This is a genomic window from Gilliamella sp. B2911, assembly GCF_026536965.1.
In the GTDB taxonomy this organism is placed as follows: domain Bacteria; phylum Pseudomonadota; class Gammaproteobacteria; order Enterobacterales; family Orbaceae; genus Gilliamella; species Gilliamella apicola_E.
Genome location: NZ_JAFNNA010000005.1, coordinates 120,077 through 139,315, shown reverse-complemented (window position 1 = coordinate 139,315; position 19,239 = coordinate 120,077). Strand labels below are relative to the sequence as shown.

At 37.9% G+C, this 19,239-nt stretch carries 30 protein-coding genes; 28 read left to right on the top strand and 2 right to left on the bottom strand.

Going from position 1 to position 19,239, the window contains the following annotated elements; genetic code table 11:
* Positions 1-16: 16 nt before the first annotated feature.
* On the top strand, positions 17-940 hold the full coding sequence (gene robA, locus J3U27_RS06420; RefSeq protein WP_065562955.1) for an MDR efflux pump AcrAB transcriptional activator RobA: 924 nt from the start codon (positions 17-19) through the stop codon (positions 938-940).
* Positions 941-972: 32 nt separating this feature from the next.
* Here robA and trpR read toward each other — a convergent pair whose 3' ends face one another.
* Together trpR and sltY are read right to left on the bottom strand one after the other, a co-directional pair.
* Positions 973-1,263: a trp operon repressor gene (gene trpR, locus J3U27_RS06415; RefSeq protein WP_218058433.1), complete on the bottom strand. Its 291-nt coding sequence runs from the start codon at positions 1,261-1,263 to the stop codon at positions 973-975.
* 11 nt (positions 1,264-1,274) lie between these two features.
* Positions 1,275-3,203, bottom strand: a complete 1,929-nt coding sequence (sltY, locus tag J3U27_RS06410; protein WP_267377078.1) for a murein transglycosylase — start codon at positions 3,201-3,203, stop codon at positions 1,275-1,277.
* A 163-nt stretch (positions 3,204-3,366) separates the two neighbouring features.
* Between sltY and iscR the strand changes: the two genes are divergently transcribed.
* The 27 genes from iscR to rplR all read left to right on the top strand — a co-directional run bounded on the left by iscR (position 3,367) and on the right by rplR (position 19,230).
* Positions 3,367-3,822, top strand: coding sequence for a Fe-S cluster assembly transcriptional regulator IscR (iscR, locus tag J3U27_RS06405; RefSeq protein WP_267330548.1), 456 nt, complete (start codon positions 3,367-3,369; stop codon positions 3,820-3,822).
* A gap of 37 nt (positions 3,823-3,859) precedes the next feature.
* Positions 3,860-5,074, top strand: a complete 1,215-nt coding sequence (locus J3U27_RS06400) for an IscS subfamily cysteine desulfurase (RefSeq protein ID WP_065734977.1) — start codon at positions 3,860-3,862, stop codon at positions 5,072-5,074.
* 15 nt (positions 5,075-5,089) lie between these two features.
* Complete coding sequence (gene iscU, locus J3U27_RS06395; protein ID WP_065562950.1) at positions 5,090-5,476, top strand: Fe-S cluster assembly scaffold IscU; 387 nt, start codon at positions 5,090-5,092, stop codon at positions 5,474-5,476.
* Positions 5,476-5,799 (top strand): iron-sulfur cluster assembly protein IscA, encoded by a 324-nt coding sequence (gene iscA, locus J3U27_RS06390; RefSeq protein ID WP_065562949.1) that lies wholly within the window; start codon positions 5,476-5,478, stop codon positions 5,797-5,799. The genes iscU and iscA overlap by 1 nt, the downstream gene beginning before the upstream one ends.
* A gap of 14 nt (positions 5,800-5,813) precedes the next feature.
* The gene (hscB, locus tag J3U27_RS06385) at positions 5,814-6,332 is read left to right on the top strand and encodes a Fe-S protein assembly co-chaperone HscB (protein ID WP_065562948.1); all 519 of its coding nucleotides are present in this window, start codon (positions 5,814-5,816) and stop codon (positions 6,330-6,332) included.
* 38 nt (positions 6,333-6,370) lie between these two features.
* A complete protein-coding gene (hscA, locus tag J3U27_RS06380) occupies positions 6,371-8,230 on the top strand; it encodes a Fe-S protein assembly chaperone HscA (protein ID WP_267377077.1) in 1,860 nt (619 codons plus the stop codon).
* A 14-nt stretch (positions 8,231-8,244) separates the two neighbouring features.
* Complete coding sequence (fdx, locus tag J3U27_RS06375) at positions 8,245-8,583, top strand: ISC system 2Fe-2S type ferredoxin (RefSeq protein ID WP_065562946.1); 339 nt, start codon at positions 8,245-8,247, stop codon at positions 8,581-8,583.
* 169 nt (positions 8,584-8,752) lie between these two features.
* Positions 8,753-9,844 (top strand): PfkB family carbohydrate kinase, encoded by a 1,092-nt coding sequence (locus J3U27_RS06370; RefSeq protein ID WP_267377076.1) that lies wholly within the window; start codon positions 8,753-8,755, stop codon positions 9,842-9,844.
* Entirely contained in the window at positions 9,841-10,776 is a 936-nt protein-coding gene (locus tag J3U27_RS06365; RefSeq protein ID WP_267377075.1) for a pseudouridine-5'-phosphate glycosidase, read from the top strand. Before J3U27_RS06370 ends, J3U27_RS06365 begins: the two co-directional genes overlap by 4 nt.
* Before the next feature lie 366 nt (positions 10,777-11,142).
* Positions 11,143-11,454, top strand: a complete 312-nt coding sequence (rpsJ, locus tag J3U27_RS06360) for a 30S ribosomal protein S10 (protein WP_006120582.1) — start codon at positions 11,143-11,145, stop codon at positions 11,452-11,454.
* Between the two features lie 31 nt (positions 11,455-11,485).
* On the top strand, positions 11,486-12,112 hold the full coding sequence (gene rplC, locus J3U27_RS06355) for a 50S ribosomal protein L3 (protein ID WP_034902384.1): 627 nt from the start codon (positions 11,486-11,488) through the stop codon (positions 12,110-12,112).
* Between the two features lie 16 nt (positions 12,113-12,128).
* Positions 12,129-12,731: a 50S ribosomal protein L4 gene (rplD, locus tag J3U27_RS06350; protein ID WP_065562944.1), complete on the top strand. Its 603-nt coding sequence runs from the start codon at positions 12,129-12,131 to the stop codon at positions 12,729-12,731.
* Positions 12,728-13,030 carry a 50S ribosomal protein L23 gene (gene rplW, locus J3U27_RS06345; RefSeq protein WP_034885052.1) on the top strand — a complete coding sequence of 101 codons (303 nt, stop codon included), beginning with the start codon at positions 12,728-12,730 and terminating at the stop codon, positions 13,028-13,030. Before rplD ends, rplW begins: the two co-directional genes overlap by 4 nt.
* Positions 13,031-13,048: 18 nt before the next feature.
* On the top strand, positions 13,049-13,873 hold the full coding sequence (gene rplB, locus J3U27_RS06340; protein ID WP_065562943.1) for a 50S ribosomal protein L2: 825 nt from the start codon (positions 13,049-13,051) through the stop codon (positions 13,871-13,873).
* Positions 13,874-13,892: 19 nt separating this feature from the next.
* Positions 13,893-14,171, top strand: a complete 279-nt coding sequence (rpsS, locus tag J3U27_RS06335) for a 30S ribosomal protein S19 (RefSeq protein WP_024496505.1) — start codon at positions 13,893-13,895, stop codon at positions 14,169-14,171.
* Positions 14,172-14,184: 13 nt separating this feature from the next.
* Entirely contained in the window at positions 14,185-14,517 is a 333-nt protein-coding gene (gene rplV / locus J3U27_RS06330; RefSeq protein WP_034884235.1) for a 50S ribosomal protein L22, read from the top strand.
* Between the two features lie 14 nt (positions 14,518-14,531).
* The gene (gene rpsC, locus J3U27_RS06325; protein WP_065562942.1) at positions 14,532-15,269 is read left to right on the top strand and encodes a 30S ribosomal protein S3; all 738 of its coding nucleotides are present in this window, start codon (positions 14,532-14,534) and stop codon (positions 15,267-15,269) included.
* A 12-nt stretch (positions 15,270-15,281) separates the two neighbouring features.
* Positions 15,282-15,692, top strand: a complete 411-nt coding sequence (rplP, locus tag J3U27_RS06320; protein ID WP_025314389.1) for a 50S ribosomal protein L16 — start codon at positions 15,282-15,284, stop codon at positions 15,690-15,692.
* The gene (gene rpmC, locus J3U27_RS06315) at positions 15,693-15,884 is read left to right on the top strand and encodes a 50S ribosomal protein L29 (RefSeq protein ID WP_034902373.1); all 192 of its coding nucleotides are present in this window, start codon (positions 15,693-15,695) and stop codon (positions 15,882-15,884) included.
* 1 nt (position 15,885) lies between these two features.
* Positions 15,886-16,146 carry a 30S ribosomal protein S17 gene (gene rpsQ / locus J3U27_RS06310; RefSeq protein ID WP_025314391.1) on the top strand — a complete coding sequence of 87 codons (261 nt, stop codon included), beginning with the start codon at positions 15,886-15,888 and terminating at the stop codon, positions 16,144-16,146.
* Positions 16,147-16,341: 195 nt separating this feature from the next.
* Positions 16,342-16,713, top strand: a complete 372-nt coding sequence (gene rplN, locus J3U27_RS06305) for a 50S ribosomal protein L14 (RefSeq protein WP_025314392.1) — start codon at positions 16,342-16,344, stop codon at positions 16,711-16,713.
* Positions 16,714-16,723: 10 nt separating this feature from the next.
* Positions 16,724-17,038: a 50S ribosomal protein L24 gene (rplX, locus tag J3U27_RS06300; protein ID WP_034884230.1), complete on the top strand. Its 315-nt coding sequence runs from the start codon at positions 16,724-16,726 to the stop codon at positions 17,036-17,038.
* Positions 17,039-17,055: 17 nt separating this feature from the next.
* The gene (rplE, locus tag J3U27_RS06295; RefSeq protein WP_025314394.1) at positions 17,056-17,595 is read left to right on the top strand and encodes a 50S ribosomal protein L5; all 540 of its coding nucleotides are present in this window, start codon (positions 17,056-17,058) and stop codon (positions 17,593-17,595) included.
* Between the two features lie 11 nt (positions 17,596-17,606).
* The gene (gene rpsN, locus J3U27_RS06290; protein WP_025314395.1) at positions 17,607-17,912 is read left to right on the top strand and encodes a 30S ribosomal protein S14; all 306 of its coding nucleotides are present in this window, start codon (positions 17,607-17,609) and stop codon (positions 17,910-17,912) included.
* 17 nt (positions 17,913-17,929) lie between these two features.
* Positions 17,930-18,322 carry a 30S ribosomal protein S8 gene (gene rpsH, locus J3U27_RS06285; RefSeq protein WP_034884228.1) on the top strand — a complete coding sequence of 131 codons (393 nt, stop codon included), beginning with the start codon at positions 17,930-17,932 and terminating at the stop codon, positions 18,320-18,322.
* Between the two features lie 11 nt (positions 18,323-18,333).
* The gene (gene rplF, locus J3U27_RS06280; RefSeq protein WP_065562941.1) at positions 18,334-18,867 is read left to right on the top strand and encodes a 50S ribosomal protein L6; all 534 of its coding nucleotides are present in this window, start codon (positions 18,334-18,336) and stop codon (positions 18,865-18,867) included.
* Between the two features lie 9 nt (positions 18,868-18,876).
* Positions 18,877-19,230 (top strand): 50S ribosomal protein L18, encoded by a 354-nt coding sequence (rplR, locus tag J3U27_RS06275; RefSeq protein ID WP_025314398.1) that lies wholly within the window; start codon positions 18,877-18,879, stop codon positions 19,228-19,230.
* Positions 19,231-19,239: the final 9 nt, after the last annotated feature.

Genomic DNA, 19,239 nt, shown 5'->3' with positions numbered 1-19,239 from the left:
TTTATGATGGGGTTTTATGAATCAAGTTAGTATTATTTCAGATCTTATCGTTTGGATTGAAAAAAATTTGGAGCAGCCCTTATCTATTGATAATGTTGCCCAAAAATCAGGTTATTCAAAGTGGCATTTACAACGGATGTTTAAAGAAGTAACCGGTCAAGTGCTCGGTACTTATATTCGTCACCGCAGATTAACTTATGCGGCATTATCTTTGCGAATGACAAGCAAACCTATTTTAGATATTGCTATGCAATATCGTTTTGATTCACAACAAACTTTTACCCGATCTTTTAAAAAGCAATTTAATGAAACACCAGCCAGCTATCGACGAGGTGAATTTTGGGATCCAACTGGCTTAACCCCGGCTATTGAATTAAATAAAAATCGACTCTCTTTACCTGAACCTAAATTTGTTAATATGCCAAAGCAAACATTTTGGGGAATTTCATATAAGAATAACTGTAATTTGAGCCAAATTTTAGATGAAGAAAATAAATTAAGATCGCAGTTTTTTCATAATTATCTGTCTCATTATGAGAACAAGAGTGAATGTTTACCCGACAAAATCTTTGCTTTTAGTCGTATTTTAAAAAGTAAAGATAATGCTAATGAGCAAGAACTTTTATATACCATTGCTTTAGATCACAATAACAATTTGGAGCATATTGAGCCTTTTGTTAGTGAAGGTGGTTTATATCTTTGTTTTAAATATATCGGTCCACCAGAAAATTTTAGTGATTTTATTTCTCAAGTCCATTTAGCGGCGATGCCAGCCTTAAAAGTGCGATTGCGTAGTTCAAGCTGTTTAATTGAAATCCATCATAATCACCATGATGATTCTGTAAAATGTTTTGAAGATATCCTTAGCATGGAATGTGATTATTGTGTCCCTGTTGTGGCGGATGAAGAAGTCAATATTCAATCAAACCTATCGTTATAACATGCTATCGTCATGAATATTGACGATAGTTTTTAGTCATTAGAGTTCAATAAAATCTTTTCTAGCCATGCTTTAAATTCAGGTGTTGCTTCTTTTAAACTGTTTGAACCTCGGGTGACTGTTGCAATACCGATTTTCAATTGATCTTTAAGCTGGCGCTGATTAATTGATCCATCAAGTAATGAGCGTACAATTTTGACTCGTGTAATTAAAGCATCACGTTCATCAGATGTCATCAGTAGTTTTAAAATATCTAATGAATAACCGTTATTAAATGCTTGGTGTAATATTTCAACCGTTTGGTTCCATTCTTTAGTTTTCATGTAATGCACCATTAGTATTGTCTATTAAATTCTTTTTTTGTCAGTATATGTGGGGTTTGTTCCCCTAAAATGTGCTGATAAATATAATCATATACTAATACACTTTTGACATAATTTCGTGTTTCATTGAAAGGAATACTTTCAATAAATTCGACTGCATCAAGCTTTCCGTTGCTATTATTCAACCATTTTTTTACTCGGCTTGGACCTGCATTATAGGCTGCTGAAGATAAAATACGGTTGTTATCATTTTGTAAATAAACGCTGTTTAGAAAATAAGTGCCTAATTGTACATTAGTCATAGGCTCAAATAATTGGTTTGGTGAATTATAGCTAATGTTGGTGACTTTTTTGGCCGTTTCTTTTGCTGTTGCTGGCATTAATTGCATTAAGCCACTTGCTCCGACAGGAGACTGTATTGCTGCATCAAAAGCACTTTCTTGACGCGTGATGGCTAAAGCGTAAGATAGCGGAATAGCTTTATCTTTTAAAGCTTCATTATATAGCTTTTTGTACATGATAGGTAATCGTTCTGTCCAATTATCCCATAATTTTCCAGATATTGTTGCTTGAATACTAAGATCTCCCCAGCCCTTATGGTAAGCATATTGAGCTAAATCGAGATATTCATTTTCTTTTGCTTTAAGTATATAACGCCATTCTTGTTTTGATTCCGCTAGCATACCTAAAAACCTTAGCTCTTTGATTCGAATGGCAAATGGTTTTTGATCATATTTGGCTTTCAAAGAATTTACTTCTGTTGTTGGCAGTTTTTTAGATAAATTGTTGATTATATATGGTTGATTAAGTGCTTGAGCACTTATCATTCCATAAAAACCTCGGTTGTTGCTCAATGTTTTTAAAATATTTTTGGCTTCATTGGTTTTCTTATTTTTAAGTAATACTCTGGCTTGCCAGTATTGCCATTCTTCTTTTAATTGGTCTTCTGGCTTTAATTGTTTTATCCAATGAGCAATATCTTTGTAGTTATTTGCATCAATAGCCATGCGAATACGTTTTTCAACTAATGCAGTATCATGGCTTTTAGTTAGGTAATTATCTCGCCATTTGCTCTGTTCTGTTGTTACTGAATCACTAAAATAGCTATTTGCTAAGCTACTTTGTAATCTATTTTGTTCCTCATCAGTTAGATTCTGTTTTTTTATCAGTTGTGGTAACAATGCTGCCGCAAGATTTTTGTCGGCTTTGACCAAACGAGGGTAAGATGCTAAGACTATTTTTTTGGTAAATGTGCTGGTTTTAATGTTTTTGGAAAATTCGTCAAGTTTTCTTGGATTATCAAGCACGGCCAATAAATAATTTGTTTGATTATTGTCATCTAATAAGTTGGTTAAATGACGAGCAAGTTTTAAATTATTGCTTTCAAACGCAAGCTCAATACGAGATAAAATAAGATTTGATGTACGTTTTCCACTTTTTGACCATGCATCCAACAATGGATCACAGGCTGAAGGTAATTCTTTACCCGTTAACCATAGCGATTCGACACTATCTAAAACCGATTTGTCATTATTTTTTTGTAATTTTGCATATTGATATCGACAATTAGAGCTAATTGAATTGTCTTTAGGAAAAGTGACTATGGCATTCCAATCTTTACGATTTGATAGTTCATTCAAATAAGCTTGAGTTAATGATGAAGTTAATGGAAAGTCATCATATTTTTTTACAAAACTACTGACGAGTTGTGGTGGTACCGTTTTGATATTTTTTTGAAAAAACTGCACAGCCGCATAAGGATAAAGTGAGTAATTATTTAATTGTTTTAGTAATGCTTGTTGCTCATCATAGTTTAATGATTGATAGGTGTTTTGCCATCTTTGATAATTTTGGCGCAACTCATGTTGTGATGCTTCTACAAATAGACTGTTTGCCAATAAAGTGCTTGATATTAAACACCAACGTATTACTAAATTCATTCCTTAACTCCAGTATCAAATCAGCCTATTAGATTAGCATATTTGGTTATATTTCGTCGATGATGAACTGATAACTTAATTCCCACTAAAATAGTCAACTAAATACTTGACTAAAATTAAAGGATATATAAAATATTTATTATTAAATATAGAGGAATGATTAATGAAATTGACATCAAAAGGGCGTTATGCGGTTACAGCTATGTTAGATGTAGCGCTGCATTCTGGTTCCGGCCCTGTATCACTTGCTGATATTTCAGAACGTCAGGAAATTTCACTATCTTATTTAGAACAACTTTTTTCTAGGTTGCGTAAAAATGGTCTAGTCTCAAGTGTAAGAGGTCCTGGCGGTGGTTATGTACTTGGCCGTAGTATGGATCAAATTGCGATTAGTTCGATTGTTAAAGCAGTAGACGAAACTGTTCATGCAACCAGATGCCATGGGCATACTGGATGTCAAAAAGGTGTAAGATGCCTTACTCATAGTTTATGGAATGATTTAAGTGAACGAATAAACGATTTTTTGACCAGCATCACATTAAGCGAACTAGTGAATAATCAGGAAGTAAGAGCTGTCGCAAATCGACAAAGTCATCTCCATCACGCCAGAATTAATTAAAGAAATAGAATACAGAATTTGTAATTGGGAGTAATTAATGAAATTACCTATTTATATGGATTATGCAGCCACTACGCCTGTTGATCCAAGAGTAGCTGAAAAAATGATGCAGTATTTAACACCGGATGGTGTTTTTGGAAATCCCGCTTCACGTTCTCATAAATTTGGTTGGCAAGCAGAAGAAGCTGTTGACATAGCACGTAACCAAATTGCTGATTTAATTGGTGCAGATTCACGAGAAATTGTTTTTACATCAGGAGCGACAGAAGCAGATAACTTAGCCATTAAAGGTGCAGCACATTTCAATCAAGCTAAAGGTAAACACATTATTACCTGTAAAACTGAACATAAAGCCGTACTTGATACTTGTCGTCAATTAGAACGAGAAGGTTATGAAGTTACTTATTTAGCGCCAGAATCAGATGGTATACTTAACCTTGATAAATTAGCTGCGGCAATGCGTAGTGATACAACAGTGGTATCTATTATGCACGTTAATAATGAAACTGGCGTTATTCAAGATATCGAAAAAATTGGTGAGATGTGTCGTGAAAGAGGTATTGTATTTCATGTTGATGCAACCCAAAGTGTTGGTAAGTTGCCAATTGATCTGTCTAAATTAAAAGTCGATCTTATGTCATTTTCTGGACATAAAATCTATGGACCAAAAGGGATTGGTGGACTTTATGTTAGACGTAAACCTCGTGTGCGCATTGAAGCTCAAATGCATGGTGGAGGTCATGAACGCGGTATGCGCTCTGGTACATTACCAGTTCATCAAATTGTTGGTATGGGCGAAGCTTATCGCATAGCCAAAGAAGAAATGGCTACAGAAATGCCCCGCCTTTTGGCATTAAAAAACCGTTTATGGAATGGTCTAAAAGATATCGAAGAAGTCTACCTTAATGGTTCATTAGAGCATAGTGTTCCTAATATCTTAAATGTAAGCTTTGCTTATATTGAAGGTGAATCACTTATGATGGCTTTAAAAGACTTAGCAGTATCATCAGGTTCTGCATGTACATCTGCAAGTTTAGAACCATCTTATGTATTGCGAGCATTAGGACTTAACGATGAACTTGCACATAGCTCAATTCGATTCTCACTTGGGCGATTTAGTACCGAAGAAGAAGTGGATTATGTTATTAAGTTAATTAAAGATTCTATCGGTAAATTAAGGGATCTTTCTCCACTTTGGGAAATGTTTAAAGATGGTGTTGATCTAACAAAAATTAAGTGGTCAGCCCATTAAAATTAGGAGCAAATTATGGCATACAGTGATAAAGTCGTCGATCATTATGAAAATCCCCGCAATGTTGGCTCTTTCGATCAAAATGATCCTAATGTTGGTAGTGGAATGGTTGGCGCCCCAGCGTGTGGCGATGTAATGCGATTACAAATCAAAGTTAATGATGATGGTATTATTGAAGATGCTAAATTCAAAACTTATGGTTGTGGTAGCGCCATTGCTTCAAGTTCATTAGTGACTGAATGGATCAAAGGTAAATCGTTAGATGAAGCTGAAGCGATTAAAAACACAGATATCGCTAAAGAACTTGCCTTGCCACCAGTTAAAATTCACTGTTCAATTTTAGCCGAAGACGCAATTAAAGCGGCAATTGATGATTATAAATCCAAAAAAGGACAACGTTGATGGCAATCACATTAACTAATAGTGCAGCCAATCGAGTTCAAGCTTTCTTAGCTAATAGAGGTAAAGGGGTTGGACTCAGATTAGGAGTGAGAACCTCTGGTTGCTCAGGCATGGCTTATGTCCTAGAATTTGCTGATGCTATTAATGACGATGATAGTGTATTTGAAGATAAAGATATCAAAGTTATCGTTGATAAAAAGAGCTTAGTTTATATTGATGGAACAGAGCTTGATTTTGTCAAAGAAGGCCTAAACGAAGGCTTTAAATTCAATAATCCTAATTCTAAGAATGAATGCGGTTGTGGCGAAAGCTTTAATGTTTAGTTGGGACATGAATTTTGACTAATTATTTTGAATTATTTCAATTACCGATTAAATTGCCAATTGATAATGGCCAGTTAACGGTCAACTATCAACAGTTACAACGGCAATATCATCCTGATAATTTCGCTCAGGTAGCTGATAATGAAAAAGTGGCAATTATTCAGAAGTCGGCAATGATTAATGATGGCTATCAAACATTAAAAAATCCGATAAAAGCGGCTGAATATTTGTTATCTTTGCAGGGATTTGATGTTGCTACAGAACAGAATATTATTCACGATGCTGATTTTTTAATGGAACAATTCAGTTTGCGAGAAAAATTGGATGATATTGAAAGCCAAAATAATCTTGATCTTTTAGATAATTTTTATTCGGAAATTTCAGAACGAAAAAAACAAGTCTATCAGCAATTATTGGATTATATTTCGAAACAAGATTGGCAAACCGCACTTAATCAAATCTATAAAATCCGTTATCTGGCTAGGTTGATTGAACAAATCGAAAAGTTACAAGAAAAGCAATTTGCTTTATAATTTAAGATTAAGTCACACATCAATTAGAGATAGATCAAATGGTATTATTACAGATTAGTGAACCAGGGCAAACACCAGAACCTCACCAGCGTCGTGTAGCAATTGGTATCGATCTTGGAACAACTAATTCCTTAGTCGCAACAGTTCGTAGCGGACAATCCGAAGTATTGCCTGATTTAGAAGGCGATGCCTTATTGCCTTCAGTTGTGCATTATGGTGTTGATCATGATGATAATACTATTATAACTGTCGGAAAAAATGCTAAAACTAATGCGGCAAGTGATCCATTAAATACTGTTAGTTCTATAAAACGTTTAATGGGCAGAAGCTTATCTGATATTGATATTTCGCGTTTTCCTTATACGTTTTCCCAAACTGATAATGGTGTTCCTTTATTAAATTTACCTAATCAACAAGTTAATCCCGTACAAGTTTCATCTGAAATTTTGATTGCTTTAGCTGAACGTGCTAAGCAGAGTTTAGCAAGTGAAATTGATGGGGCGGTAATAACCGTACCGGCTTATTTTGATGATGCGCAAAGACAAGCAACTAAAGATGCAGCTAAATTAGCTGGACTGCATGTTTTAAGATTATTGAATGAACCAACCGCTGCCGCGATTGCTTATGGTTTAGATTCAGGCAAAGAAGGGGTGATTGCTGTTTATGATTTAGGTGGTGGTACGTTTGATATTTCTATCTTGCGCTTACATAAAGGGGTATTTGAAGTTTTAGCAACGGGGGGCGATTCTGCGCTTGGCGGTGATGATTTTGACCGACTACTTGCAGATTATTTAAAAAGACAAGTCGGTCTAGAAAATAACACTGATCCCCATATCAACCAAAAAATTATTGATGAAGCGGTTAAAGTCAAAATTGCACTAAGCCAGAAAGATTCTGTTTTAGTCAACATAGAAGGTCAATCTTTAACTATAACGCGTGAGCAATTTAAAACGCTAATTGAACCTTTAGTCAAACGAACGTTGGCGGTTTGTCGTCGAGCATTAAAAGATGCTCAAATTAATGTTGAAGAAGTTAGTGAAGTTGTGATGGTCGGTGGTTCAACACGAGTGCCATTAGTAAGACAATTGGTTGGTCATTATTTTGAAACCGAACCTTTAACTTCAATAGATCCAGATAAAGTTGTTGCCATTGGTGCAGCAATACAGGCGGATATACTGGTTGGCAATAAGCCTGATTCGGATATGTTATTGCTTGACGTGATTCCTTTATCATTAGGCATTGAAACGATGGGAGATTTAGTGGAAAAAATCATCCCTCGTAATAGCACAATACCGTGTGCGAGAGCACAAGAATTTACCACATTTAAAGATGGCCAAACGGCTATGATGATTCATGTTTTACAAGGTGAACGAGAAAGTGTTAATGATTGTCGATCATTAGCAAAATTTACTTTAAGGGGCATTCCTCCTATGCCAGCAGGTGGAGCTCATATTCGAGTTACCTTTCAAGTTGACGCTGATGGCCTATTAAGTGTCACTGCAATGGAAAAATCGACAGGAGTTGAGGCAGCAATTCAAGTTAAACCATCTTATGGACTGACAGAAAATGAAATTGCGACCATGATTCAAGATTCAATCAATTATGCAAATCAAGATAAACAAATAAGAATGCTTGCAGAGCAGAAAGTGGAAGCAGCACGAGTTCTTGAAACCTTGCAAAGTGCTTTAGATAAAGATGCTGATTTATTAAATGAAGAGGAACTTAACCTCATATTACAGGCTAAAAATCAATTACAGCAAGCGACTGGATCTGATGATTATTATTTGATTGAGCAAGAAATTAAACATGTTGATAATGCAACGCAAACTTTTGCAGCAAAACGCATGAATAGATCAATACGCCATGCCTTAACCGGGCATAGCGTTGATGATATTTAACCAATGAGATTATTATGCCAAAAATTACCTTTTTACCAAATGCTGATCTTTGTCCTGAAGGAAAAACTGTTGAGGCAGAAGAAGGCGAATCTATTTTAGAAGTTGCTTTGCGCAATGACATTGAAATTGAACATGCTTGTGAGATGTCTTGTGCTTGTTCAACTTGCCACTGTATAGTTCGAAAAGGATTTGATTCACTTGAAGAGAGTGATGAACAAGAAGATGACATGCTCGATAAAGCTTGGGGCGTTGAGCCTCATAGTCGTTTAAGTTGTCAAGCTCGAGTGACCGACGAAGATCTTGAAGTCGAAATTCCAAGATATAGCCTAAATCACGCCAAAGAAGATCATTAATTAGTCGCCTTTATGGCGACATGATTTCCTCAAAAACCCCGCACCTCAACTTTTTTAATTGTGATAGTTATCACATTTTATCAATCTAGTTTATTTGTTTGCTTTTAACCTTTTCATAATTCTGTTATTGTCAGAGACTAAACATGTGCTTAAAAATAGACAGGTGTTTATGAATAAAAGAGAAAAACAGATCCTCACGATTATTCGCAACGATCCTTTCATCCAACAGCATGTTATTGCTGATATGTTAGGCATTACCCGTTCTAGTGTGGCAGGTTATATTATGACGCTGACTCAAAAAGGCTATATAAAAGGAAAAGGGTATCTTTTATCGGAAAATAATCATGTTGTTGTCGTTGGTTCATGTAATATGGATGTGACCGGCTATTCAGATAAGCAATTAGTTTATGAAGATTCCAATCCCGGTAAAATTCGTTGTACACCTGGCGGTGTGGGGCGAAATATTGCTGAAAATTTAGCGCTATTAGGGCTTGATACCTACCTTGTTTCAATGATAGGTGATGATTTTTATGGTGCGCAACTTATCGAACATACTCGAAAGTCAGGCGTTAATATGGATCATTGCCATGTGATAAAAGGGGATCGCACTTCGACCTATCTTTCTTTACTTGATCAGTCAGGTGAAATGGTGATAGCTATTAATGATATGGATATTATTAATAAGTTAAACCCAAGCTTATTAAATGAATCAAAACAGTTAATTCAACATGCTAAATTACTGGTTATTGACTGTAATTTGCAACAAGAAGCTCTGACATGGCTGTTTAGTAATGCTGGCTCTATTCCGATTTTTGTTGATACTGTTTCAGCATTTAAATCCCATAAAATCAAAGATTGGTTATCATATATTCATACCTTAAAACCAAATCGTTTAGAGGCGGAAATTTTAAGTGGAATAAAAATCGAAACCAATGATGATATTCCTAAAGTAGTTGACTGGTTCCATCAGCAAGGTGTACAGCGAATTGCGATTAGTGCTGGAGCTGATGGCGTTTACTATAGTGAAATCGATGGTGAACGTGGTTGGTCCGCGCCAATTCCTACCGACATTGTTAGCGTAACTGGTGCTGGTGATGCGATGCTGGCTGGGCTTGTACAAGGTTATTTGGATGGACTGAGTTTTTATCAAAGTGTGAAATTTGGTCAAGCCTGTTCATCATTAACATTATCATCAGAATTTACTAATAATCCTAATTTATCAATTAATTGTGTTCAAAATATTTTGGAGTCCCTTTCATGAACAATATGTCTAAGTATAATCAATATCTTGATATTTCGCCTGAAGTCAAACGAGCGCTTGAAAATAATCAACCTGTCGTTGCTTTAGAATCTACTATTATTTCACATGGTATGCCTTATCCACAAAATGTGGAAACAGCATTAAAAGTGGAAGAAATAGTCAGAAAAAATGGCGCAATTCCTGCAACGATTGCGGTAATTAATGGTCGTTTAAAAGCGGGATTATCCAAAGAAGAGATCACCATTCTTGGTAAAGAAGGGTTAAATGTAACAAAAGTGAGTCGTCGTGATTTACCTGTTGTTGTTGCCAATAAACAAAATGGTGCGACAACGGTTGCAGCTACAATGATTATTGCTGAATTAGCTGGTATTCGAGTTTTTGCAACCGGCGGGCTTGGTGGTGTTCATCGAGGTGCTGAGCATACCTTTGATATTTCAGCCGACCTTCAAGAACTCGCTAATACCAATGTTGCGGTAGTCTGTGCTGGGGCGAAATCAATTTTAGATTTAGGTTTAACGATGGAATATCTTGAAACATTTGGTGTGCCTGTGGTTGGTTATCAAACAGAAAAACTGCCATCGTTCTTTAGCCGAACTAGTCCGTTTGATGTTAGCGTAAAACTAGATAGCGCTAAACAGATTGCTGACATGATTAAAGTAAAATGGGATTTAGGTTTAAATGGTGGAGTTGTGGTTGCAAATCCTATCCCGACACAATATGCAATGGATGAAGCGTTAATTACGGCAGCAATTGAAAAAGCATTAAAAGAATCAGTTGAGCAAGGAATTAAAGGTAAAGAGACTACCCCATTCTTGTTAGCGAAGGTGGTTGAGTTAACTGGTGGTGATAGCTTAGAAGCAAATATCAATCTTGTTTTTAATAATACAAAATTAGCATCTGAAATCGCGATGAGTTATTGCAATATTAAATAAAAATGATGTATTGAGGCGCATTTTGATAGTCAGACTTGAGTGACTGATAGTGACATAAATATGTCAAAAAACCCCGTTCCTCAACTTTTTTGATAGCTATTAATGATCATATTTTCTCTATCTGTATGATAATTAATACTTGATGTTGATTAACTAACGGGGTATAATCCCGCCACTTTGTTTATTGTCTTTATGTAAGCAAATGAGTAAAAAGATATAATCTTTATGTAAAAATATTGAATTATATCAACAATATTCCCGATTTGGGAATTACGAAAAAGAACGGATTACACTCTCCTGTCAATCGAAACAGGGCAAGAGGAGTAATCTTTTGTTATAACTTTTAAATAGTGGAGCTCTGGTCTCATGTCGAACCAAAGAATCCGTATTCGGTTAAAAGCGTTTGATCATCGTTTGATTGATCAATCAACTGCTGAAATTGTAGAAACTGCGAAGCGCACAGGCGCACAAGTTCGTGGTCCTATTCCATTACCGACACGCAAAGAACGTTTCACCGTATTGATTTCTCCGCACGTAAATAAAGATGCGCGTGATCAATATGAGATTCGTACTCACAAACGTCTAGTTGATATCGTTGAGCCAACTGAAAAAACAGTTGATGCTTTAATGCGTCTAGACCTTGCTGCCGGTGTTGATGTGCAGATCAGTTTAGGTTAATCCTAAGCTGAATGATTGAGAGGTCTAAACAATGATTGGTTTAATCGGTCGTAAAGTAGGAATGACACGAATCTTCACCGAAGAGGGTGTTTCTATTCCTGTCACCGTAGTTGAAGTTCAAAGCAACCGCGTTACTCAAGTTAAAACTCTTGAGAATGATGGTTATCAAGCTATTCAGGTTACTACTGGCAGCAAAAAAGCAAGCCGCGTAAATAAACCTGAAGCAGGTCATTTCGCTAAGGCTGGCGTTGAAGCTGGTCGTGGTCTATGGGAATTCCGTTTTGAAGAAGGCGAATATACTGTAGGTCAAAGCATTAACGTTGATATTTTTACAGACGTTAAAAAAGTTGATGTTACTGGAACATCTAAAGGTAAAGGTTTTGCTGGCGTAACTAAACGTTGGAATTTCCGTACTCAAGATGCAACACATGGTAACTCTTTGGCACACCGTGGTCATGGCTCTATCGGTCAAAACCAAACTCCAGGTAAAGTGTTCAAAGGTCGTAAAATGGCAGGTCACCTAGGTAATGAACGTGTAACTGTTCAAAACTTAGATATTGTGCGTGTTGATGCAGAACGTAACCTTTTATTAATTAAAGGTGCAGTACCAGGCGCAATCAATAGTGACGTAATTGTTAAACCGGCAATCAAGGCTTAACGTCGAGGAGATAGAGATGGAATTAGTAGTAAAAGACGCGCAAGCGCTTTCTGTTTCCGAAACTACCTTCGGACGTGAGTTTAATGAAGCGTTAGTTCACCAAGTAGTTGTTGCTTATGCATCTGCTGCTCGTCAAGGCTCTCGCGCACAGAAAACTCGTGCAGAAATCGCTGGTTCAGGCAAAAAACCATGGCGTCAAAAAGGCACTGGTCGTGCTCGTTCAGGTTCTATTAAGAGCCCAATCTGGCGTAGTGGTGGTGTAACATTTGCAGCAAAACCACAAGATCATAGCCAAAAAGTTAACCGTAAAATGTATCGTGGTGCATTAAAGAGTATTTTCTCTGAATTAGTGCGTCAAGAACGTTTAATCGTGGTTGAAACATTTACTGTTGAAGCACCTAAGACTAAATTATTAACTCAGAAATTAAATGATATGAACTTAAATGATGTTCTAATCATTACCTCTGAAGTTGATGAAAATCTTTTCTTAGCAGCACGTAACTTATATAAAGTTGATGTGCGTGATGTGGCAGGTATTGATCCAGTTAGTTTGATTGCATTTGACAAAGTGGTTATCACTGTTGATGCCGTTAAACAAGTAGAGGAGATGTTAGCATGATTCGTGAAGAGCGTCTGCTTAAAGTCCTGCGAGCACCACATGTTTCTGAAAAAGCATCTATTTCAATGGAAAAAACAAATACATTAGTATTGAAAGTTGCTAAAGATGCTACTAAGAGAGAGATTAAAGCCGCAGTTGAACAACTATTTGAAGTTAAAGTAGATGACGTAAATACTCTTGTTGTTAAAGGCAAAGTAAAACGTCGTGGTCAACAAATCGGTCGCCGCAGCGACTGGAAAAAAGCTTACGTTACTTTAGCAGAAGGTCAAAACTTAGACCTTGCTGGCGTCGCTGAGTAATTCGGAGGAGTAAGAACAATGGCAGTTGTTAAGTGTAAACCTACATCTCCGGGTCGTCGCCACGTTGTTAAAGTGGTTAACCCAGAGTTGCATAAAGGTAAGCCTTATGCACCGTTGCTTGATTCAAAAAGCAAAACTGGTGGTCGCAATAATAATGGTCGTATCACTACCCGTCATATCGGTGGTGGTCATAAACAACATTATCGTATTGTCGACTTTAAGCGTAATAAAGATGGTATTCCAGCAGTTGTTGAACGTTTGGAATATGATCCGAACCGTAGTGCAAATATTGCATTGGTTCTATATAAAGACGGTGAACGTCGTTATATTTTAGCGCCTAAAGGCTTAAAAGCAGGTGATCAGATCCAATCTGGTGTTGATGCATCAATTAAAACAGGTAACTGTTTACCGATGCGCAATATTCCAGTCGGTTCTACCGTGCATAATATTGAAATGAAACCAGGTAAAGGCGGACAACTTGCTCGCTCTGCTGGTAGTTATGTTCAAATCGTTGCTCGTGATGGTGCTTATGTAACATTACGTCTACGTTCAGGTGAAATGCGTAAAGTATTATCTGATTGCCGCGCCACTATTGGTGAAGTGGGTAATTCAGAACATATGCTTCGCGTATTAGGTAAAGCGGGTGCTTCGCGTTGGCGTGGTGTTCGTCCTACTGTTCGTGGTACAGCAATGAACCCGGTAGACCATCCACATGGTGGTGGTGAAGGTCGTAACTTTGGTAAACATCCTGTGTCTCCATGGGGTCAAAAAGCCAAAGGATTGAAAACGCGTAGCAACAAACGTACTGATAAGTATATTGTTCGCCGTCGCAATAAGAAATAATTAATATAGAGGATTAGCTATGCCACGTTCTCTCAAGAAGGGTCCTTTTATTGACCTACACTTGCTGAAGAAGGTAGAGAAAGCGGTGGAAAGCGGGGACAAGAAACCAATTCGTACTTGGTCCCGTCGTTCAACGATCTTTCCTAACATGATCGGTTTGACCATCGCTGTCCATAATGGTCGTCAGCACGTTCCAGTTTATGTTTCCGACGAAATGGTTGGTCATAAATTGGGTGAATTCGCGCCGACTCGTACTTATCGCGGCCACGCTGCGGATAAGAAAGCTAAGAAGAAATAAGTAGGAGAAAGAGATGGAAACAATTGCAAAGTACCGCCACGCTCGTTCTTCTGCACAAAAAGTTCGCTTAGTTGCAGATCTTGTTCGCGGTAAAAAAGTGTCTCAGGCACTTGATATTTTAACGTACACCAATAAAAAAGCGGCTGTACTAGTTAAAAAAGTATTAGAGTCTGCTATTGCTAATGCAGAGCATAACGATGGTGCTGATATTGATGATCTGAAAGTCGCGAAAATTTTCGTAGACGAAGGCCCAACCATGAAGCGTATTATGCCTCGTGCAAAAGGTCGTGCAGATCGAATTTTGAAGCGTACGAGTCACATCACCGTGATCGTCTCTGATCGCTAGGCTGGAGAATAGCAATGGGTCAAAAAGTAAATCCAAATGGTATCCGACTAGGCATCGTCAAGCCTTGGACATCTACATGGTATTCGGGTACAAAGACATTCGCTGATAATTTAGAAAGTGATTTTAGAGTGCGTGAGTTCTTAAATAAAGAATTAGCACAAGCATCTATCTCTAAAATTGTGATCGACCGTTCAGCAGAAACTAACGTTCGCATTACTATTCACACTGCTCGTCCAGGTATTGTGATTGGTAAAAAAGGTGAGGACGTTGAAAAATTACGTAATGCCGTAGCTTCTATTGTCAATAAATACAAAGACAAAAGAGAGAAACGTGATGTTGCAGTACAAATTAATATTGCTGAAGTTCGTAAACCAGAACTTGACGCTAAATTAGTTGCTGACAGTATTACCTCTCAGTTAGAACGCCGTGTTATGTTCCGTCGTGCTATGAAACGTGCGGTTCAAAACGCAATGAAAGCGGGTGCTAAAGGTATCAAAGTTGAAGTAAGTGGTCGTTTAGGCGGCGCTGAAATCGCTCGTAGTGAATGGTATCGTGAAGGTCGTGTGCCTCTACATACTCTACGTGCTGATATCGATTATGGTACATCTGAAGCATTAACTACCTATGGTATTATTGGTGTTAAAGTGTGGATCTTCAAAGGTGAGATCCTTGGTGGTATGGCTGCCGTTGAACAAGCAGAAAAACAACCTGCTGCTCAACCGAAAAAGCAGCGCAAAGGCCGAAAACAATAAGGAGCGTCGCTGATGTTACAACCAAAGCGTACAAAATTCCGTAAAGTGCACAAGGGCCGCAATCGTGGTCTTGCTGTAAGTACTGACGTTAGTTTCGGTACATTCGGTCTTAAGGCTGTGGGTCGTGGTCGTTTGACTGCGCGCCAGATCGAAGCGGCACGTCGTGCAATGACTCGTGCAGTTAAGCGTCAAGGTAAAATCTGGATTCGAGTTTTCCCTGATAAACCAATTACTGAAAAACCACTTGAAGTGCGTATGGGTAAAGGTAAGGGTAACGTTGAATACTGGGTTGCTCAGATTCAACCAGGTAAAGTCCTTTATGAAATGGACGGTGTACCGGAAGAAGTTGCTCGTGAAGCATTTGCGTTGGCAGCTGCAAAACTGCCAATTAAAACCACCTTTGTGATTAAGACGGTGATGTAAATGAAAGCAAAAGAGCTACGCGAAAAAAGCGTTGAAGAGTTAAATACTGAACTTCTTAATTTATTACGTGAGCAATTTAACTTACGTATGCAATTAGCTGGGGGTCAGTTAACACAAACTCATATGTTAAAACAAGTGCGTCGTAATATTGCACGAGTTAAAACGTTATTAACTGAGAAGGCGGGTGCGTAATATGACTACTGAAGTAAAAATTCGTACTCAGCAAGGTCGTGTTATTAGCGACAAAATGGATAAATCTATTACTGTAGCTATTGAACGTAAAGTGAAGCATCCGTTATATGGTAAGTTCATTAAACGTACGACTAAATTGCATGTACATGATGAAAACAACGAGTGTGGTATTGGTGATACTGTTGAAATTAAAGAGTGTCGTCCATTATCAAAAACCAAATCTTGGACTCTTGTTCGAATCGTTGAAAAAGCAGTTAGTTAATCTTTTTTGATTAAAAACTGTACATAATTTAATAAACGGCTCATCGGCCGTTTATTTTATGCTATCCATTTTATTTGAGTGGTGTTATACTATGCGCCCTCACATATGTGGGTTTTTGGTTGTCTATTCTTATCCATGGTAGTTGAGGTGGATGAAGGTAGATTAGACAATAATTAATTTATACGGAGCATTAAAATGATCCAAGAACAGACTAGGCTCGATGTTGCTGATAACTCTGGCGCACGTAGCGTAATGTGTATCAAGGTTCTCGGTGGATCGCATCGTCGTTATGCAGCTGTCGGTGATATCATCAAAGTTACCATTAAAGAAGCAATTCCACGTGGTAAAGTGAAAAAAGGTGATGTACTTAAAGCTGTCGTCGTGCGCACTAGAAAAGGTGTTCGTCGTCCTGATGGATCTGTCATTCGTTTCGATCGCAATGCTTGTGTTATTTTAAATAATAACAGTGAGCAACCGATTGGTACGCGTATTTTTGGACCGGTCACTCGTGAACTTCGTTCTGAGAAGTTTATGAAGATCATTTCATTAGCACCAGAAGTACTGTAAGGAGCGGGTAATGGCAGCTAAAATCCGTCGAGAAGATGAAGTTATCGTGTTAGCCGGTAAAGATAAAGGTAAACGCGGTAAAGTAAAAAGTGTTTTGTCTACTGGTAAAGTGATTGTTGAAGGTATTAATTTGGTGAAAAAACACCAAAAACCAGTACCTGCATTAAATCAAGAAGGTGGAATTGTTGAGAAAGAAGCGCCAATTAACGTTTCTAACGTAGCAATTTTTAACCAAGATACAGGCAAAGCAGATCGCGTAGGCTTTCGTTTTGAAGATGGAAAAAAAGTCCGTTTTTATAAGTCTACTAATAAATTAATCAATTAAGTAATTTGGAGTGTACGATGGCGAAACTGCATGATTACTACAAAGCACAGGTAGTAAATAAACTGCAAGAACAGTTTGGCTACAAATCTGTCATGCAAGTCCCTCGGATCGAAAAGATCACCTTGAATATGGGTGTGGGTGAAGCAATTACTGATAAGAAATTATTAGATAATGCGGTTGCTGATTTAGCAGCAATCAGTGGTCAAAAACCACTTGTCACTAAAGCACGCAAATCAGTTGCTGGTTTTAAAATCCGTCAAGGGTATCCTATTGGTTGTAAGGTCACTTTACGTGGCGAACGTATGTGGGAATTTTTTGAACGTCTAGTTTATATTGCTCTTCCTCGTACTCGAGATTTTCGTGGCTTAAGCGCAAAATCTTTCGATGGTCGTGGTAACTATAGCATGGGTGTTCGTGAACAAATCGTTTTCCCTGAAATCGATTATGATAAAGTTGATCGTGTTCGTGGTTTAGATATTACTATCACAACTACTGCACAATCTGATGAAGAAGGCCGAGCTTTATTATCTGCCTTTAACTTCCCATTTCGTAAGTAAGGTAGGGCATAATGGCTAAACAATCAATGATTGAACGCGATAAGAAACGCGTAAAGCTAGCAGAAAAATATTTTGCAAAGCGTCAAGAATTAAAAGCGATTATCTCTGATCTTAATGCATCAGATGAAGATCGTTGGAATGCAGTGCTTAAATTGCAAACGCTTCCTCGTGATTCTAGTCCATCACGTCAACGTCGTCGTTGTCGTCAAACCGGTCGTCCTCATGGCGTCCTTCGTAAATTTGGTTTAAGCCGTATTAAGGTTCGTGAGTCAGCCATGCGTGGTGAGATTCCTGGTCTTAAAAAGGCAAGTTGGTAATCAGGGGAGTGTTATAGATGAGCATGCAAGATCCTATAGCAGATATGTTGACCCGTATTCGTAACGGTCAAGCTGCGAATAAAGTTGCAGTCACCATGCCTTCCTCTAAGCTAAAAGTGGCAATTGCCAATGTGCTAAAAGAAGAAGGTTATATCGGGGACTATAAAGTAGTTGGTGACACTAAACCAGAATTGGAAATCACTTTAAAATATTTCCAAGGTAAGGCTGTTGTAGAAAGTATTAAACGTGTTAGCCGTCCAGGTTTACGTATTTATAAACGTAAAGATGAATTACCAAAAGTAATGGCTGGATTAGGTATTGCAGTTATTTCTACTTCTAAAGGTGTTATGACTGATCGTGCAGCACGCCAAGCTGGTCTTGGTGGTGAAATTATCTGCTACGTAGCGTAAGGGAGAAAAAAATGTCTCGTGTTGCAAAAGCACCTGTCGTTGTTCCTGCTGGCGTAGAGGTAAAACTCAATGGTCAGGTAATTACGATTAAAGGTAAAAATGGCGAGTTATCTCGCACAATAAATAATGCTGTTGTAATTAATCAAGAAGAAGGTCAAATTAAATTTGCACCTCGTGACGGTTTTGCTGATGCTTGGGCTCAAGCAGGTACAGCTCGTGCATTGATTAATGCAATGGTAATTGGTGTTACTGAAGGTTTTACTAAAAAACTTCAGCTAGTTGGTGTCGGTTATCGTGCACAAGTTAAAGGTAATGCAATTGGTTTATCTCTTGGATATTCACATCCAATTGAACATCAATTACCTAAAGGTGTAACAGCTGAGTGTCCTTCTCAAACTGAAATCGTACTAAAAAGTGCTGATAAACAGTTAATCGGACAAGTGGCAGCAGATATCCGTGCTTATCGTCGTCCTGAACCTTATAAAGGTAAAGGTGTTCGTTACGCAGATGAAGTTGTGCGTACTAAAGAAGCTAAGAAAAAGTAAGGTAACACTATGGATAAGAAATCAGCTCGTATCCGTCGTGCAACTAAAGCGCGTCGTAAGATGCATGAACTACTTGCAACTCGCTTAGTAGTTCACCGTACTCCGCGTCATATTTATGCGCAGATTATCGCACCAAACGGATCAGAAGTACTGGCAGCCGCTTCTACATTAGAAAAAGCTATCAGTGAAAGTTTAAAATACACTGGAAACAAAGATGCAGCAGCAGCAGTTGGTAAAGCAATTGCAGAGCGTGCATTAGCGAAAGATATCAAAGAAGTTTCTTTTGATCGTTCAGGTTTCCAATATCATGGTCGAGTTCAGGCGCTAGCAGATGCTGCTCGCGAAGCTGGCCTACAGTTCTAAGGTAGGAGT